This window comes from Lutispora sp. (assembly GCF_041687175.1).
GTDB lineage: Bacteria > Bacillota > Clostridia > Lutisporales > Lutisporaceae > Lutispora.
Map to the genome: position 1 here is coordinate 24,522 of NZ_JAWLCK010000011.1, position 17,774 is coordinate 42,295.

The window sequence follows — 17,774 nt, forward strand, 5'->3', positions numbered from 1 at the left end:
GAACCCTCCTATTTTAGTGTCACTTTTAATTATATGATTTTAAAGTTAGTTTTGTGACTGTCCTATCTCTTAATATTTTTAATTATGGCTTCTCCTATCTGTCTAAAAACAGGAGCTGCTGATCTACCTCCTGAACGACCGTTATTTATAAAAACAGTAATGGCATATTGGGGATTGTTTGATGGTATAAAACCTGTAAACCAACCATGTATTATTCTTCCATTATCTATTCCCGTCTCTGCAGTACCTGTCTTGCCGCTGCTTCCCCCAAGTTGTGCTCCTATATCCGCTTGCTTACCTGTACCATATGTGACAACATCTCTTAACATCTTTTTTAATCTATAAGCAGTCGTCGGAGATAAAGCAATTTTAGGATGCCCTTTATCAATCTTTTTTACAGTAGCACCATCTTCATTTATCAATTCATCAACCAATCTACTATTATATTTTATTCCATTATTGGCTATTGTAGACACCATAGAAGTTACTTGAAGAGGAGTAACTTGAATTTTTCCTTGCCCAATAGATATATTTCCTATACCCTCTTCCTCAGGCTTTGGAATGTAGCCGGATTTTTCTTCTAATAATTCGAAGCATTGTTTTTCACCGAGACCAAGTTTTTTTGCCATATCCAATATGGTTTCTGCACCTAGTTCCATTCCTATTTTTACAAAAGCTGTATTACAGGATAAGGCAAAAGCTTCATCTATGGTTATTTCTCTGTCTTTGTGGCTTTCATGTGTAGAACAATTAATTTTACTATTTCCTACATCAATGCTTCCTTCACATTTATATTTCTGATCAAGATCGATTTTCCCACTTTCAATTGCTGCTGCAGCAACAACAATCTTAAAGACCGAACCTAGATCGTAAGGCCAAATGCATTTGTTAATAAGCTCTTCACCATTACTATTTATATATTTTTGAATATCATCCTGCTCATAATGAGGGTGGCTTGCCATAGCCAATATTTCTCCTGTTTTTACATCCATCACAATTACAGCCCCATTAACCTTATTATCTTTCATAACTTGTTCCACGATTTTTTGTATATGGTAATCCAAAGTAAGCTTTATCCCATAATTTAATCCATTACTATTGGTTTCAACCTTCCTGAAACCAAGACCCGGAATAATGTTTTTACTGCTATCCACAACAGCAATAAGGCTCCTTCCACTTGCAGATGATAAGTAATTATCCATGCTTCTTTCAATTCCCATTTCACCATTTTTATCAGATTTGCTGATATAACCAATGACATGCCTTCCTATAGATTTATCAGAATATCTATGATTTTTTTCAATTGCTATTACTCCCTTTAACTTTCCAGCTTCTATTAAATCTAACAATTCTTCATTTTCTTTCTCATAAATGAATTCAAGTGTATCTGCATCCGAGTCCAGTTCCTTTAATACATCTTCATAGGATGTGCCGCTCAATTTTGAAATTACAGATGCAACAGCATTATTATCTTGTATATAATCAGGATAAACAATTATGTATTTCTTAATTTCTCTCCCTGTAAATGGAATCATATTCTTATCAAAAATGTCTCCCCTTTCTATGTCTAGAGGAATAGTCATTAATCTCTGCTGTACAGCCTTTTTACTGTACTCATCTTTCTTAATTATTTGTATAAAAAATAATCTGCCAAGTAGGGATATACATATCAGTATAAGTATAGACCCTATAAGCAGAATTCTTTTTTTGCTCACAAAAGGTACTTCTTGATCTACCATAAAACCCCTCCAAAAAAGTTCCAATACTATACTTATAAATATAGTATTGGCCAATTGGGGAGGTTGTATTCTTATCTATCCTGTTATTCCCAGTATAGACTTTATTTTTGCAACTATTATATCAATAGCTACTTTATTGTATCCTCCTTCTGGAATTATTATATCTGCATACCTCTTAGTAGGCTCTATAAATTCATAATGCATAGGTTTTACTACTTCAGTATATTGTTTTATTATTGATTCCAGAGTTCTACCCCTTTCCTTCATGTCTCTCTGTATTCTTCTTATGATCCTGACATCTGCATCAGTATCCACATATATTTTTATATCCAACAGCTTTCTTATTTCAGGGGAATCCAAAATCAATATTCCTTCAAGAATAATAATCTCTTTAGGCTCTATTCTTATAGTTTCTTTCATTCTGTTATGGACGGTAAAATCGTATAAAGGCTTGTCTATAGGCTTGTTATCAAGGAGGTCTTTTAAATGGGAAACCAGCAGATCGGTGTCAAAGGCCAGGGGGTGATCATAGTTGGTCTTTATCCTTTCTTCAGGTGTCAAATGGCTTTGATCATTATAATAGCTGTCCTGTTCTATTATAATTATATTGTTCTTTGGAAGACTTTCGTAAATAGCTTTAGCAACAGTACTTTTGCCTGAGCCGGTACCCCCAGTTATTCCAATCAACAATGGTTTATTCATCTTCTTTTCTTTCCCTCCTGATAATATCATATTTAGACACATCATGTTTCATCTTCATTTTTACTATCTGCTGAGGATGTGGTGCTGATTCTATTTTTTGTCCTTCTTCATCCCACATTTCCTCAATTCTTTGGCTAAACATTTTCTTTTTAGGTCCTATTACTTCTATTTCTTCTCCTAAAGACATTTTATTCCTCTGTTCTATGGTCGCAATTCCTGTTGAATTATCATAATCCATTACAACACCGACAAAGGCATAGTCTCTTACATAAGAACTAGTTTCATATATCTGTCCTTTGCTGTCGGGTTTTCCAAAGTAAAAACCAGTGGAAAATTCTCTATGACTTGCTTTGTGTACCTCATCAACCCATTCCTTATCCAATATGAAATTATCTGGATCCTTTATATATTGATCTATTGCTTTCCTATAAGCTCCTACAACTGTAGCTATATAATAGGAGCTTTTCATCCTACCTTCAATCTTAAAGCTCTTTATTCCTGAGTTGACCAATTCCGGTATATATTCTATCATACATAAATCTTTCGAATTAAAAATATATGTGCCTCTTTCATCTTCTTCTACAGGCATATATTGACCTGGTCTTTTTTCCTCTACCAAATAATATTTGTAGCGGCATGGATGTGCGCATTCACCTCTGTTAGCATCTCGTCCAACCATGTAATTACTAAGTAAACATCTGCCGGAGTAAGACATGCACATTGCTCCATGGACAAAAGCTTCAAATTCCAAACCCTTTGGTGCTTTATCAATAGTTTCTTTTATTTCAGTTAAACTTAATTCTCTTGCTAATACTATCCTTTTAACACCTTGTTTATACCAAAATTCTGCACTCTTATAGTTTGTATTATTGGCTTGTGTACTAAGATGCAACTCCATACCAGGAGCAGCTTCTTTAATAATCAGAAATATTCCAGGGTCAGAGAATATAAGTGCATCTACTCCTATGCTTTGCAGCTCTTTTACATAATCACTAAAGCCTTCCAAGTCTTCATTATGGGGTATTATATTTACAGTAACATATATCTTTTTTCCCAACTCGTGAGCAAGCTTTACACCTTCTTTCAAGTCTTCCATAGAGAAGTTACCTGCTTGAGCCCTCAAACCAAATCTCTCTCCACCTAGATATACTGCATCAGCACCATATATTAACGCCATTTTTAGCTTTTCTAAATTTCCTGCAGGCGCTAGTAGTTCAGGTTTAGTCATCTATTACTGCCTCCTTCTTTTTCATGCTTATTGAAACTCCATCACCCATTGGAATTACCACTGTATCCATGGCCTCATGATTAGATATATAACTCAGAAATCTTTTTAGCCTCTTTACTATTGTTATTTTTCTTCTTATCAACAGACTTCTTTCTGCCACCATTCCTCTGAATAGGACATTATCACAAATAAACAGACCTCCGATTTTCAACTTATCAAATGAAAGTCTCAAAAAATCCATATACTGTCCTTTAGCTGCATCTATAAATATCATATCATAGTTATCATCTATAGATTGTAGAATTTCAGATGCATCTCCACTTAATATATTAATATTATTATCATAACCTGCAGCCTTTATGTTTTTTGAAGCTAGATCAATCATTTCCTGGTTCTTTTCTATGGTGGTAATTTTAAAGTTGTCGCCTGCAGCCCTACCCATCAATATAGCAGAATATCCTATGGCAGTTCCTATCTCAAGTATTTTTTTTGCATTGGTAGATTTTATTAAAATTGATAGAAAAGCAGCCACATCTGGAGTTATTATGGGAACATGATTTTCTTTTGCATAGCCTTCTAACTCTGCTAATATCCCTTCAGACTTTGGTATTAGCTGGTTTACATAGTTTTGAATATAATCGTAATTGATATTGCTCATTTTATCGACCATCTTTCATGTTAATAGGCAATACATGTGAAACCACATGTATTGCCTATTAATGTTATTAATCTAATAATCCACTTTTATATTTGTTTTGTAATTGTAGATGTTCCTTAAAAGTCTTTGAAAATACATGGGAACCGTCATCCTTTGCAAAAAAATAAAGATATTCAGTGTTTTCAGGATACAATGCAGCTTCAATAGATTTCATACCTGGTGATGCAATAGGTCCTGGAGGTAAACCAGGGTTTTTATAAGTATTATATGGAGATTGAATCTCCAGGTCTTTGTATAGTAAGTTTTCTTTTCTTTCCTTTAAAACATACTGTACAGTTGCACAGGATTGCAGATACATATTATTTTTTAGTCTGTTATGAAATGCAGAGGAAATCATCTTTCTATCTTCGTCTATTTTTGCTTCTCTTTCAATTATGGATGCAAGAGTCACCACTTCATCAACAGACATGTTCAATTCTTTAGACCTTTTTATATATTCATCATTAAAGACATCATCAAAGCGTTTAAGCATTTTATTTATTATTTCCTTTTCAGAAGATCCTTTATACACTTCGTAGGTGTCGGGGAAAAGATAGCCTTCGAGTTTGCCTTCTTCTCTTTCTATACCTTCAATAAAACTAAAGTCAAAATCTGCTTCATTTAGCAGCTCCTCATACTTTTCTCTCTGGCCTAACCCCAGTTCTACCAGCTTATCTATAATCATTCTGATTTCATAACCTTCTGGTATAGTAAATCGTATAACTTCAGTAAAACCTTTCCCTTGTAGTAGCATTTCAGAAATAGCTTTTATATCCATAGAGTTATTAATTTCATAGGTTCCTGCTTTATATTTGCTGTCTAGATTGTTTAACTTGCTGTATATCCTGAATACAGTCTTATTCCTTATCAGTTTATTGTCTTCTAATATAGATCCAATCTGACTTGAATTTGCACCGTTTGGTATGATAATAGTAATAGTTTTACCCTGTGAGGTATCTTCCATTGGCATTAATGAAATATTATAGTAAATAAAAATTGCAGCCATTATAATAATTATAAAAAGAATAGATATGGTTAAAAATTTTTTTCTCAACATATTGTTGCACCTCACATGCTTCTTTACAGAAATCTTTTTTCACTGTAAGCATTGTTTTAAGCAGTTCATGTCTACATGTAATAATAATTCTTTATAATTATATAACTTGCTGCAATTTTTGACAAGACATTATCCTTTTCTCAATTTTGCTCTTTGATTACCATCAAGTATTTTTTTTCTCAATCTAATTGATTTAGGTGTAATTTCAACCAATTCATCGCTTGCAATAAATTCTAGACATTGCTCTAAGCTCATTTCAATATGAGGACTTAGCTTTAAAGCTTCATCAGAACCAGAAGCTCTCATATTTGTTACATGTTTCTTTTTGCATACATTTACATCAAGATCGTCGCTTTTTGAATTGACACCAACTATCATACCTTCATAAACTTCTACACCAGCCCCTACAAAAAGTTCTCCTCTTTCTTGTACATTGTAGAGACCATATGTTGTTGTCTCCCCACTTTCAAAAGCTACTAAGGCACCTCTGTTTCTTTCAGGGACTTCTCCTTTATAGGGTTCAAAGCCCATGAAAACATGATGCAGTATTCCATTACCTTTTGTATCAGTGAGGAATTGGGATCTGTATCCTATAAGACCTCTTGTAGGAATTTTAAACTCCACCCTTAGATATCCGTCACTGGTGGTATTCATATTAAGCATTTCAGCTCTTCTTGAGCCCAGTTTTTCCATTACTACCCCTAAATGATCCTGGGGTACCTCCACGAAAAGACTCTCGATGGGTTCACATATTTTGCCATCAATTTCTTTTAAAATTACTGTCGGCTTAGAAACCTGAAACTCATATCCTTCTCTTCTCATAGTTTCTATCAGTATTGAGAGATGAAGTTCTCCTCTACCATAGACTTCGAAAGCATCTGGAGAATCTGTTTCACGAACTCTTAAAGCTACATTTGTTTCCAGTTCTTTCATCAACCTTGCTCTTAAATGCCTGGATGTTACATACTCACCTTCTCTGCCTGCAAAGGGGCTGTTATTTACCATGAAAGTCATAGATAAAGTAGGCTCCTCCACTTCTATTAATGGCAAAGGTTCCGGTTTTTGGCTATCACACAGTGTTTCCCCTATATTAATATCTTCTATACCTGAAATAGCTATTATATCTCCTAAAAAAGCTTCCTGTATCTCTACCCTTTTTAAACCCTTGAAGCCATAGAATCTTCCCACTTTTACATTTTCCAATCTACCATCAATCTTGCATAAAACAGCATTCTGCCCATACTTAATTTTCCCTCTAAAAATCTTACCTATTGCAACTCTTCCGATATAATCGTCGTACTCAATGGTTGTTATCTGGAACTGCAAAGGTCCATCTAAGGACCCAGAAGGTGGAGCAACTTTGTTAATTATGGTTTCATATAAAGGTGTCAAATCTTTACCTTCATCATTAAGATCATATAATGCATAGCCAGCCTTTGCTGAAGTATAGATGATCGGGAAATCAAGCTGTTCGTCATCTGCTCCTAAATCAATAAATAAATCTATTACTTCATCTATTACTTCTTCTATCCTTGAATCAGGCCTGTCAATCTTGTTTATTACCACAATAGGCTTGAGCTTTAAACCTAGAGCTTTTTTTAATACAAATCTTGTTTGTGGCATGGGTCCTTCAGCAGCATCTACTATCAAAAGAACACTTTCCACCATTTTTAATACACGCTCAACCTCACCGCCAAAATCTGCATGGCCTGGTGTATCAACTACATTTATTTTTACCCCATTATAGTTAATAGCTGTATTCTTAGCTAATATTGTAATGCCTCTTTCTCTCTCCAGTTCGTTTGAATCCATTACCCTTTCCGCTACATTTTCATTGCTTCTGAAAGTCCCACTCTGTTTCAGCAGTCCATCTACCAAAGTAGTCTTACCATGATCAACATGGGCAATAATAGCAATGTTTCTTATATCTTCTCGTACGAAATTATCCATGGTACACTTCCTTTATTATTGCGAATTGTTTCAACAAAAAAACATTATACATTTGATTATTCATAATTACAACATTATCTTGTTGTTTTAATATACTTTGCATATATAGAAACAAGGAAAATTCCCAAAACACCTACAGCAATTGTTTCTCCTAAGGCTATATTAGCCATAATTATAAGATATGGAATTCCTGAAAATTTGCTTACCCAAATAGACACAATAAGTGCATTCAATACTATGGGTGGAATAGCACCTAAAATTTTATTCGGCATTTTACTTGTCAAATAGGCAGCTATTAATGTTACTGTGCTGCCTCCAAATATATCTATAGGGCCATAACCTCCAAAAATATTTGCAATTATGCATCCAACTGTTACTCCCATAATAGCTGCAGGTTCTACCAGGGGCAATAAGACAAGAGCTTCAGCTATTCTAAACTGAATGGGACCATAGGAGAACTCTCCTAAAATTACTGTTAATACTACATAAACAGCAGCCAAAAGAGATGATTTCGCCAAATACTTATTGTTCATAAATACTTCTCTCCTATTTTCCAACTAGCACTTTTATTTTTTGAGGCAGTATACTAAATTTTGCTCCTATTACTCCTGGTTGTTCACCATCTACCTCAATCAGTGCCTTTTGTTTTGCATTTACTATTACTGTTTTACCTTTAAGGTGCATCAACTTAGGATGATTCATATGATCACCCTTATATATTTTGGGAAAATTAAAAAGCAGATCTAATTTGCTTAAATTACCAATAATTATTATATCAAAATATCCATCATTCATTTCTGCCATGGGAGCAATTTTCATTCCTCCCCCAAAGTACTTTCCGTTAGCTACAATGATGCTGTTGAGCCTTTCATCTATTACAACATCATCCACTGTAACTTGAAAGTCTTTATTTCTGTATGTTATTATCGTTGTTAAAGCACCTAGCATAAAGGATAAGAAGCCTTTTAATGCTTTAGAGTTCTTATTAACCCTATATGTAGTTTCCCCACCAATACCTACATCTGATACATTGAGAAAATACCTTTGTGTCTTTTTGCCTCCATATCCGGTGAACTCTGCCAAACCAACATCAAGGAACTGACTTTTCTCAAGTTTTAATACTTCAATTATTGAATTCACATCTTTACCTATACCAATGGTTCTGATTGTATCACAGCCTGTCCCTCTAGAAAAAATTGCTAATGATGCGTTTTTATTTATGAGTTCTCTATCATAAAAAAAACCGTTTAGCACCTCATTCATGGTGCCATCGCCGCCCACTGACAAAATAATTTCATACTCTTTCTTTAGAGCCTCTTGTGCTAAAGCTGTTGCATGCATTGGATATTCAGTAAACACATAATCCATATCAATACCAGAAGCTTTTATTATGCTTTCATAACTAGGCCATTCCTTTCCTGTTAAACCGTTCGCAGAAACAGGGTTTACTATTGCATATACTTTCTTTTTCACTAAGCCTGCCTCCCAAAATACTAAAGCCTTGAGATATCAAGGCTTAAATTATTAAATCCTTCAATAGAAATCTTTTGTTATTCATATATTACAAGGCTCCCTTTAATCTTTGAATACTTCCATTGGAAGCCTTGTACCAACCTTATATTTCCATTATTATTGGCAATATCATTGGGTTCCTCTTGGTTTTCTGATATATAAAATCCCTCAGATTGTCCTTAATATTTGTTTTTATAGTACCCCATTCAGTTATACTTTTTTCTTCACATTCCGTCAAGGCTTCTTTAATAACCGATTTTGCTTCTTCCATCAAGTCTTCAGATTCCCTTACATATACAAAGCCTCTTGAGATTATATCAGGACCTGCCACAACAAGACCTGATTCCTTATTCAGTGTAACAACAACCACAATTAATCCATCTTGTGACAGATGCTTTCTATCCCGAAGAACAATATTTCCTACATCTCCTACACCTAAGCCATCAACCAAAACTCTTCCGGCCATTACTGTACCATTGATTCGTCCTTTATCCTTTGTGAACTCCATCACTGTTCCATTATCTGCAATAAAAATATTTTCTTTTGGTATGCCCATTTTTTCTGCAAGCTGTGCATGTTGAATTAAATGACGGTACTCTCCATGAACAGGCACAAAGAATTTTGGTTTTACAAGGGCTTGAAGAAGCTTCAATTCCTCTTGGTAGGCGTGGCCTGATACATGAACATCTGCTAGAGCTTCATATATTACATCTGCTCCCCTCTTAAACAGTTGGTTGATTACTCTTGAAACTAGTTTTTCGTTGCCCGGTACAGGAGTAGCGGAAATTATAACTGTATCTCCAGGTACAATATCTACTTTTTTGTGGTTTGATGAGGCCATTCTGGTCAATGCAGACATGGCTTCTCCTTGGCTTCCGGTGGTAATAAGAGTGATTTTTTCAGGTGGATATTTGTCGATATTATCTATATCTATAATTACATTATCCGGTATAGTCAAGTATCCCAATTCGGAAGCTACATTTATCACATTTAATATGCTTCTACCCGATATAGCTACTTTTCTTCCAGAATTTATGGATGCATTTATAATCTGTTGTATACGGTGAATATTTGAAGCAAAAGTTGCAACAAGAATTCTTTGCTTAGCATTACTGAAAAGCTCCGTAAAGCTATTTCCCATAGTACTCTCTGACATGGAATAGCCTTCTCTTTCAACATTTGTACTATCAGCAAGCATCACCAGTACACCTTTTTTTCCCAGCTCTGCAAAACGATGAAGATCAATTAATTCTCCATCGATTGGCTGATAGTCGATTTTGAAGTCACCTGTGTGTACAACAATACCAACAGGAGTGTGTATAGCTAACCCCACTGAATCCGCTATGCTATGATTGGTTTTAATAAACTCTACATCAAAATCGCCAAGTTTTATTACATCTCTGGGCTTTATTATATTCATGGTTATCTCAGGTAGTGTAGTATGTTCCTTAAGTTTGTTTTCTACCAGACCAAGAGTAAGTTTTGTACCGTATAATGGCACATTAATCTGCCTCAACACATATGGTAATGCTCCTATATGATCTTCGTGGCCATGAGTTAAAATGATACCTTTAATCTTCTCTTTATTCTTTATTAAGTAGCTGATATCAGGAATCACTAAATCGATTCCCAACATCCCTTCATCCGGAAACATAAGGCCACAATCGATCACAATTATAGTATCCTTGTATTCAACCACGAACATGTTTTTACCTATTTCTTGCAATCCGCCCAATGGTATAAGTTTTAATTTTGCTTTTGTACTAGCCAAAAAACATACTTCCTTTCTTTTTCCCGCACTAATATTATTTGCTTATTATATATTTTTTATCAATTGAAAAAAGTATTGCAATAACTTACAATACTCTAATCCCTGCATTGATGACAGTATCCGAAAAACTTTAAGTTATGATTCATTATTGAAAATTTATATTTATTTTCAACTTCAACTTCTAGCTGTTCTAGCAGGTCTTCTTCCACCTCAACAACCTTCCCGCACTTTATGCATATTAAATGATGATGCTGATGGTCTTCATCCTGATATAATTCATATCTGCTTCTTCCATCATCAAAATTATTCTTATATACCACTCCAACCTCATCAAATATTTGCATAGTTCTGTATATAGTTGCAAGCCCTATATTGGGACAACTATTCTTAACTAAATCATATATCTCTTCGGCACTTAAATGCTTTCCTTGATTAGCGATAATAACATCGATAATAGACTTTCTTTGGGGTGTAAGCTTAAAACCTTTCTCTTTTAATTTCTTCTTAAGTGTTTCATATCCATAACTCAATAAAACCGCATCCTTCACATGATATATTTTTATTCTATTATTGATTGAAAATATTGTCAATAATTATTAACAATCCACCAAGATAAAACCGTTATGCTGAAATCTATTTTAACATACAAAAGTCTTTTTTATTATCCTATACAATGCAATATTATAAAAAATAAATTTGTTTTATTTAATTTTTCTGAAAGTTATGATATGATTAAGTAGAGTCATTAATTAGTTACATATGTTATTATAAGCAATTATTAGTATTTAGGAGGGATTTAATTGTTGAATCTTTCAAAAAGAGCGGAATTAATGCCCGCATCACCAATCAGGAAACTTGTACCTTTTGCACAGGAAGCAAAGAAAAGAGGCATTAAAGTTTATCATCTTAATATTGGCCAACCTGATATAAAAACTCCCGAACTATTCTTCGAAGCAATTAGAAATTTCAATGCCCCTGTATTAGCTTACGCTTTATCACAGGGTGATCTTCAACTTATTGATTCATTCAGAGAGTACTATAAGAAATGGAATATTGACTTCGCACAAAATGAAATTATAATCACAAATGGTGGAAGCGAAGCCATCATAATGTCTATGATGGCAATAGGCGATCCAGGTGATGAAGTATTGATTCCTGAACCTTTCTATGCAAATTACAATGGATTCGCCTGTGAAGCAGGTATGACGGTTAGCCCAATTACAACTAAGGCAGAAGAAGGTTTCCATCTACCAAGTAAAGAATACATAAAAAGTCTAATAAAACCTAATACAAAGGCTATAATGATTTCAAATCCTGGCAATCCCACCGGTGCTGTATATACTAAAGAAGAACTGACTATGCTTGGAGAAATAGCTTTAGAACATGATATCTTCTTAATCGGCGACGAAGTTTACAGAGAATTTGTGTATGATGGATTAAAATTCACAAGCTTAATGGATATTCCGGGAATTGAGGACAGAGTAATAATATGTGACAGTATTTCTAAGAGATATAGCGCTTGCGGAGCAAGAATAGGCTGTATATGTTCAAAGAATAAGGAATTTATGAGCACTATAATGAAATTTGCACAAGCAAGGCTATGTGCACCAACGATTGAAATGATAGGTGCTGCAGCATTAGTAAACACTGCTAAAGAATACTTCGATGATGTACATCATGAGTATCAGAAAAGAAGAGATATAGTATATAATGCACTAAAAAATATGCCTGGTGTCGTATGTGAAAAACCTATGGGAGCTTTTTATGTTGTTGCTAAATTACCTTTAGATAATGCTGAGGATTTTGCTAAATGGATGCTAACTGATTTCAACATAGATAATGCTACAACAATGGTAGCTCCAGCTGCAGGCTTCTATGCTACTCCCGGATTAGGCAAGGACGAAGTGAGATTAGCCTATATCCTTAAAGAAGAAGATCTGGTTGCTGCTATGGACATACTTGCCAAAGGTATTGAAGCTTACAATAATAGATAAGGTAAAAGCGGCTTATAACAAGCCGCTTCCTTTATTCATTATTAATTTGATTCATCCTTTATCAGCTCTTCATAGGCCTTTATAACATCGTTTAATTCATCTTCATCCTCTATGCCAACGAGAATATCTTCTCCATTTTCGTCTTGTTCCATTCTGAGAACATATACTTCATCAACTTCATCAGATTCAGGATCAATTTCCGCATCGGAAGGCAACAGAATAGCATATTCATTATCATCTAATTCTAATGTAGCAATAACTTCAAACTCAGTTTCATTGCCGTCTTCATCGTATAGTACAATGAAGTCCATATCTTCACTCATTGTCTCACCTTCTTTCATAAGCTTATTGTTATTCTATCCTACAGTCCATACTATGTCAACACTAACAAAATATACACTTTTGGCTTATTATTATTTTTTTGCATCCATATAGCTTTGTAGTATTAGAACCGCTGCAATTTTATCTATAACCTTTTTTCTGTTTTTTCTACTGACATCCGCTTCCAAGAGAGTTCTTTCAGCTACCGCAGTTGTAAGTCTTTCATCCCAAAAAACTATTTCTTTTTCAGGATAGTAATTCTTTAATAATTCACCAAACTTAATTGACTTGTTACCTCTTTCACCAATAGTATTATTCATATTTTTAGGCAATCCTATTACAATTTTGTAGATATGTTTTTCTTTTATAATTTTATCAAGTTCCTTAAGGTCATAATCAATGGATTTTCTGCGAATTGTACAAACACCATGAGCCATCCAGCCAAGTTCATCACTTACAGCTACTCCTATGGTTGCATCGCCCACATCCAGCCCCATGAGTCTCATATTCTTCACCTCAATCCTTAATGAGTTAATTCATATAATCTTAATGCAGAACTCTTTACAGTGTCTGCTGCAATAGCCGCATAAAACACATTTTTCAGCATCCACTTCAGCTCTATTATTGTTAATATATAAAGCACCTTGTTGACATACATGCACACAAGATCCGCATCCTTGGCACCAAAAATCTATCAACAGCCTTCTCTCTTTTTTGCTTATTGAAGTCTTTATATATTCAGGTACTTCTTTCCCATCAAATAATGCAGTATTGTAGATTACCTCTTCAATACTTTGCATTCCTACAGCAATTGAATGTATGTTCGGATTATTGAGTACATAAGCTATTGATCCCTCAACATCTTTTAATAGATTACCTCCGCCTAAAGGCTTCATGGAGTAAATACCCTTCCCAGCCTCATAAGCTTCTTTAATGGCGTTTTCCATATCTGACACAGAACCGTCAACAATTCCAAGACCAGCTTTGTTGTAGATAGGATGTATAATTTGGATATCATTATACTTTAAAGCTGCTTTAACACCATCAACATAATGTGTTGAAATGCCAAATGCTCTTATATATCCTTTATCTCTAGCTTTAATAAAATATTCGATGGCTTCACTGTGACCTCGAAGGGTGTGCTCGCTTTCCTGTTCATGGAGTGAAAATATATCAATATAGTCAGTATTAAGCTCTCTTAATGCTTTTTCTAAGCTATTTTTAGCACCTTCATAAGAATAAGCATAGGATTTTGTAGAGATAATTACCTTACTCCTTCTGCCTTTTATTGCTCCCCTGATATAAGAATAGTTCTCATATAACTCGGCAGTATCTATGAAATTGACACCTCGGTCAAAAGCCTCCTTTATTACACAAACCCCATCTTTTATGCCCAAATTTGATTGAAGAGGACTGATAGTCAGGCTTCCAAAACATAGCTTTGAAACAACAATATCAGTATTTCCTAATTTTGAGTATTCCATATTTCCCTCACATTTTATAAAATTAATGAAAAAGGCCGGAGGAATCTATCCAAACCCCTTCCAGCCTATTTTGTCAATTACCGCATGTATACTTCTATTTATATGTCCTTAACATAAGACTTTACCAATTCTTCTAATAGTTCATCTCTTTCCATTTTTCTTATGAGGCTTCTAGCATTATTGTGACTCGTGATGTATGTTGGATCTCCAGAGAGTATGTATCCAACTATCTGGTTAATTGGATTATAACCCTTCTCCAATAAAGCTTTATAGACATTTATAAGTATTTCTGCGGGTACATATTCTTTTTCCTTTTCCACCTTAAATTTCATTGTTTCTTCAATGTTAGAGCACATTATGCCACCACCTCCCGGATTTACTATCTTTATCATAATATAGCAGTGAATTTATTTCAACAGGATTATTTTATTTGTTTTTTTATTAACATAGGTATGGCTTCCTTAATTTCATCCAGCTTACTATTATCTTTTATGCCGCCCTGTGCCATATCAGGTCTTCCACCTCCGCTGCCATTACCTATTTTTGTTACTTCTTTAATGATATTTCCAGCATGTATTCCAGATGATACTGCTTTCTTAGATGCCATAGCCAATATAGTTGTTTTGTCACTGCCAATAGAATACATTATCGCTATACCGTTCTCTAGCTTTTCCTTCAACTTATCCCCTAAAGCTCTCATGTCTTCAATACTTGATGAATCAGTATCAATAACTATATATTTTATACTTCCTACTTCTTGTGCATTTGATAAATAACTATTAATTGAAGAATCTGCTATCTTATCCTTTAAACTCTGTATTTCTTTCTCAAGTTCTTTATTTTCTTTTATAGTATGTTCTATTTTTCTTAGCAACTCATCTTCATTTGACTTTAACTTGGAGCATGCATCAGCTATAATATTCTCTTTATTTAGAAGATACTCATAAAGAGCCTCTCCAGTAATAGCTTCTATCCTTCTGACTCCAGCAGCAATACCACCTTCACTTATTATCTTAAACATACCAATTTGACTGGTATTTTTCATATGAGTTCCGCCACATAACTCTATGCTATAGTCACCCATTTTTACTACTCTTACAATATCGCCATATTTCTCTCCGAATAGAGCTATAGCCCCCATTTTTTTTGCTTCATCAATAGTAGCTTCAGAAACAGTAATATCCATGCTTCTCCATATAGCCGAATTAACTTCCTTTTCTACTGATGCCAATTCTTCATTAGTCATAGCTTTGAAGTGAGAAAAGTCAAATCGTAATCTGTCTTTTTCAACAAGAGAACCTGCCTGTTCAACATGTGTACCAAGAATATCTCGTAAAGCTCTGTGCAGCAAATGAGTTACAGAGTGATTTCTTGAAGTAGCAAATCTTCTTTTTTTGTCAACATTTGCTGTACAAGAATCGCCTACTCTTACTTCACCTTCTAGTACTTTGCAGTAATGAACAAACCTTCCTCCTGTTACTTTCTTACAATCCTTTACATCAAGCTTGAATCCAGTTCCTTCTATTAAACCTGTATCAGCTGCTTGCCCTCCGCTTTCTGCATAAAAAGGTGTTTCAGATAATATTACATTTATATTCATTCCTTCTGAAGCCTTATCCACTATAGTATTATCTGCAATAATTGCCTTAATAATACTTGGATAGCTTAGATTATCATAACCTACAAAAATTGTTTTAATTTCTTTATCCAGTTTAGAATAAATGTCTTCTTTCCATCCTTCAACTTCATTGTCTCCTCTTGCTGTTCGAGCTCTTTCTCTCTGACGCTCCATTTCGTTCATGAAAGCTTTTTCATCAACTTTTAGACCTTGCTCTTCCAATATATCTTTGGTTAAATCAAGAGGAAAGCCATAGGTATCATATAATTTAAAAGCTGCTTCTCCTGACAGGGTGCGGCTATCATCCATGGAATCTATATACTCTTGAAGTTTCTGCAATCCCTGTTCAAGAGTCTCTTCAAAGCGCTCTTCCTCTATGTTTATTATATTTTCAATATAGTCTTCCTTTTCTTTTAGCTCTGGGTAGGCTTGATGATAAGACTCAATAACCTTTTTGGATACCTTGCTCAAGAAAGGTCCTTCGAAACCAAGAAGCTTACCATGCCTTGCTCCGCGCCTCAAAAGTCTTCTCAATACATATCCTCTACCTTCATTACTGGGGATTACACCATCAGAAATGAGGAAGGTTACACTTCTTATATGGTCTGTTATAACTCTTATGGATACATCCTTCTTTTCATCCTTGCCGTATTCTACTCCGGCTAAGCTGCATATATAATCCAAAGTATTCCTAATAGTATCCACTTCAAAAATATTATCAACATCCTGCATTATTACAGACATTCTTTCTAGACCCATGCCTGTGTCAATATTTGGATTGGCAAGCCTATTATAATTGCCATCTTCATCTCTATCAAATTGAGTAAATACCAGGTTCCAAAACTCTATATATCTATCACAATCACAACCAAGCTTACAATCGGGTTTACCGCAGCTGTACTTTTCACCTCGATCATAATAAATTTCAGAACAAGGTCCACAGGGTCCAAGACCAATCTCCCAAAAATTATCCTCTTTGCCCATTCGTACTATTCTTTCAGGGTTTATACCAATTTTTTTATTCCATATTTCAAATGCCTCATCGTCATCCTGGTATATAGTGACCCATAACCTGTCCTCAGGCAGTTTGAGCCATTGAGTGCAGAATTCCCATGCCCAGGCAATAGCTTCGTTCTTGAAATAATTACCGAAGGAGAAATTGCCAAGCATTTCAAAGAATGTACCATGACGAGCTGTCTTTCCTACTCTTTCAATATCCGGCGTCCTAATACACTTTTGACATGTAGTAACTCTTTCTTTGGGAGGAGTCTCCTGCCCAGTAAAATACGGTTTTAAGGGTGCCATACCAGAATTTATCAATAGAAGACTCTTGTCCTTTTCCGGTACTAAGGATGCACTTTTAAGTCTTAAATGATCCTTAGTCTCAAAAAAGCTGAGAAATTTCTCTCTTATTTCATTTAATCCTAGCTTCTCCATTATTATCCTCCTCTTAAGATGTTTGTGGGTAATAAAAATCTTCATCCCTGCTGGGATGAAGCTGATACCATGGGACTTATAACTCTGCTTTTCAGCATAATATTAACTTATTAATAGAAAAATTATATATTATTGTACAATTATTGTCAACTTTTTGGTAGATTTAGATAGCGTCAATTTACTGTAGGGAAAAGAAGAATAAAATCATCCTGATATTTAGATTGATGGAATGCTCTTGACAACAAGCATCTCCCATATGATTTG

General features: G+C 34.6%; 16 protein-coding genes. 1 reads left to right on the forward strand and 15 read right to left on the reverse strand.

Annotation, left to right across the window (positions count from 1 at the left end):
• Positions 1–62: 62 nt before the first annotated feature.
• The 10 genes from ACESM9_RS03470 to ACESM9_RS03515 all read right to left on the reverse strand — a co-directional run bounded on the left by ACESM9_RS03470 (position 63) and on the right by ACESM9_RS03515 (position 11,186).
• Positions 63–1,739 (reverse strand): peptidoglycan D,D-transpeptidase FtsI family protein, encoded by a 1,677-nt coding sequence (locus ACESM9_RS03470; protein ID WP_372995327.1) that lies wholly within the window; start codon positions 1,737–1,739, stop codon positions 63–65.
• A 75-nt stretch (positions 1,740–1,814) separates the two neighbouring features.
• On the reverse strand, positions 1,815–2,441 hold the full coding sequence (gene udk / locus ACESM9_RS03475; protein ID WP_372995329.1) for a uridine kinase: 627 nt from the start codon (positions 2,439–2,441) through the stop codon (positions 1,815–1,817).
• The gene (locus tag ACESM9_RS03480) at positions 2,434–3,669 is read right to left on the reverse strand and encodes a peptidase U32 family protein (RefSeq protein ID WP_372995331.1); all 1,236 of its coding nucleotides are present in this window, start codon (positions 3,667–3,669) and stop codon (positions 2,434–2,436) included. The genes udk and ACESM9_RS03480 overlap by 8 nt, the downstream gene beginning before the upstream one ends.
• Positions 3,662–4,327 carry an O-methyltransferase gene (locus ACESM9_RS03485; RefSeq protein WP_372995333.1) on the reverse strand — a complete coding sequence of 222 codons (666 nt, stop codon included), beginning with the start codon at positions 4,325–4,327 and terminating at the stop codon, positions 3,662–3,664. Before ACESM9_RS03485 ends, ACESM9_RS03480 begins: the two co-directional genes overlap by 8 nt.
• 67 nt (positions 4,328–4,394) lie before the next feature.
• Positions 4,395–5,423: an endolytic transglycosylase MltG gene (gene mltG, locus ACESM9_RS03490; protein ID WP_372995335.1), complete on the reverse strand. Its 1,029-nt coding sequence runs from the start codon at positions 5,421–5,423 to the stop codon at positions 4,395–4,397.
• 129 nt (positions 5,424–5,552) lie between these two features.
• Complete coding sequence (gene typA, locus ACESM9_RS03495) at positions 5,553–7,373, reverse strand: translational GTPase TypA (RefSeq protein ID WP_372995337.1); 1,821 nt, start codon at positions 7,371–7,373, stop codon at positions 5,553–5,555.
• 74 nt (positions 7,374–7,447) lie between these two features.
• A complete protein-coding gene (locus tag ACESM9_RS03500; protein ID WP_372995339.1) occupies positions 7,448–7,906 on the reverse strand; it encodes a QueT transporter family protein in 459 nt (152 codons plus the stop codon).
• A 13-nt stretch (positions 7,907–7,919) separates the two neighbouring features.
• A complete protein-coding gene (locus ACESM9_RS03505; RefSeq protein ID WP_372995341.1) occupies positions 7,920–8,846 on the reverse strand; it encodes a diacylglycerol/lipid kinase family protein in 927 nt (308 codons plus the stop codon).
• A 142-nt stretch (positions 8,847–8,988) separates the two neighbouring features.
• Complete coding sequence (locus tag ACESM9_RS03510) at positions 8,989–10,656, reverse strand: ribonuclease J (protein WP_372995343.1); 1,668 nt, start codon at positions 10,654–10,656, stop codon at positions 8,989–8,991.
• Positions 10,657–10,751: 95 nt separating this feature from the next.
• A complete protein-coding gene (locus tag ACESM9_RS03515; RefSeq protein ID WP_372995345.1) occupies positions 10,752–11,186 on the reverse strand; it encodes a Fur family transcriptional regulator in 435 nt (144 codons plus the stop codon).
• Positions 11,187–11,459: 273 nt separating this feature from the next.
• On the opposite strand from ACESM9_RS03515, the gene ACESM9_RS03520 reads away from it, so the two are divergent.
• Positions 11,460–12,650, forward strand: coding sequence for a pyridoxal phosphate-dependent aminotransferase (locus tag ACESM9_RS03520; RefSeq protein WP_372995355.1), 1,191 nt, complete (start codon positions 11,460–11,462; stop codon positions 12,648–12,650).
• Positions 12,651–12,691: 41 nt separating this feature from the next.
• Here ACESM9_RS03520 and ACESM9_RS03525 read toward each other — a convergent pair whose 3' ends face one another.
• The 5 genes from ACESM9_RS03525 to alaS all read right to left on the reverse strand — a co-directional run bounded on the left by ACESM9_RS03525 (position 12,692) and on the right by alaS (position 17,510).
• Positions 12,692–12,973, reverse strand: a complete 282-nt coding sequence (locus ACESM9_RS03525; RefSeq protein ID WP_372995347.1) for a DUF1292 domain-containing protein — start codon at positions 12,971–12,973, stop codon at positions 12,692–12,694.
• A gap of 90 nt (positions 12,974–13,063) precedes the next feature.
• Positions 13,064–13,477 carry a Holliday junction resolvase RuvX gene (gene ruvX, locus ACESM9_RS03530; RefSeq protein WP_372995349.1) on the reverse strand — a complete coding sequence of 138 codons (414 nt, stop codon included), beginning with the start codon at positions 13,475–13,477 and terminating at the stop codon, positions 13,064–13,066.
• Between the two features lie 30 nt (positions 13,478–13,507).
• Entirely contained in the window at positions 13,508–14,455 is a 948-nt protein-coding gene (locus ACESM9_RS03535) for an aldo/keto reductase (RefSeq protein WP_372995351.1), read from the reverse strand.
• A gap of 98 nt (positions 14,456–14,553) precedes the next feature.
• A complete protein-coding gene (locus ACESM9_RS03540; protein WP_372995357.1) occupies positions 14,554–14,811 on the reverse strand; it encodes an IreB family regulatory phosphoprotein in 258 nt (85 codons plus the stop codon).
• Between the two features lie 65 nt (positions 14,812–14,876).
• Complete coding sequence (gene alaS / locus ACESM9_RS03545; protein WP_372995353.1) at positions 14,877–17,510, reverse strand: alanine--tRNA ligase; 2,634 nt, start codon at positions 17,508–17,510, stop codon at positions 14,877–14,879.
• Positions 17,511–17,774: the final 264 nt, after the last annotated feature.

What these genes read in the sequence shown, in the direction of transcription:
- ACESM9_RS03485 (WP_372995333.1), bottom strand. Translation starts at nt 4,327, where the DNA reads ATGAGCAATATCAATTACGATTATATTCAAAACTATGTAAACCAGCTA.
- mltG (WP_372995335.1), bottom strand. Translation starts at nt 5,423, where the DNA reads ATGTTGAGAAAAAAATTTTTAACCATATCTATTCTTTTTATAATTATT.
- ruvX (WP_372995349.1), bottom strand. Translation starts at nt 13,477, where the DNA reads ATGAGACTCATGGGGCTGGATGTGGGCGATGCAACCATAGGAGTAGCT.
- ACESM9_RS03480 (WP_372995331.1), bottom strand. Translation starts at nt 3,669, where the DNA reads ATGACTAAACCTGAACTACTAGCGCCTGCAGGAAATTTAGAAAAGCTA.
- udk (WP_372995329.1), bottom strand. Translation starts at nt 2,441, where the DNA reads ATGAATAAACCATTGTTGATTGGAATAACTGGGGGTACCGGCTCAGGC.
- ACESM9_RS03470 (WP_372995327.1), bottom strand. Translation starts at nt 1,739, where the DNA reads ATGGTAGATCAAGAAGTACCTTTTGTGAGCAAAAAAAGAATTCTGCTT.
- ACESM9_RS03540 (WP_372995357.1), bottom strand. Translation starts at nt 14,811, where the DNA reads ATGTGCTCTAACATTGAAGAAACAATGAAATTTAAGGTGGAAAAGGAA.
- typA (WP_372995337.1), bottom strand. Translation starts at nt 7,373, where the DNA reads ATGGATAATTTCGTACGAGAAGATATAAGAAACATTGCTATTATTGCC.
- ACESM9_RS03500 (WP_372995339.1), bottom strand. Translation starts at nt 7,906, where the DNA reads ATGAACAATAAGTATTTGGCGAAATCATCTCTTTTGGCTGCTGTTTAT.
- ACESM9_RS03535 (WP_372995351.1), bottom strand. Translation starts at nt 14,455, where the DNA reads ATGGAATACTCAAAATTAGGAAATACTGATATTGTTGTTTCAAAGCTA.
- alaS (WP_372995353.1), bottom strand. Translation starts at nt 17,510, where the DNA reads ATGGAGAAGCTAGGATTAAATGAAATAAGAGAGAAATTTCTCAGCTTT.
- ACESM9_RS03525 (WP_372995347.1), bottom strand. Translation starts at nt 12,973, where the DNA reads ATGAGTGAAGATATGGACTTCATTGTACTATACGATGAAGACGGCAAT.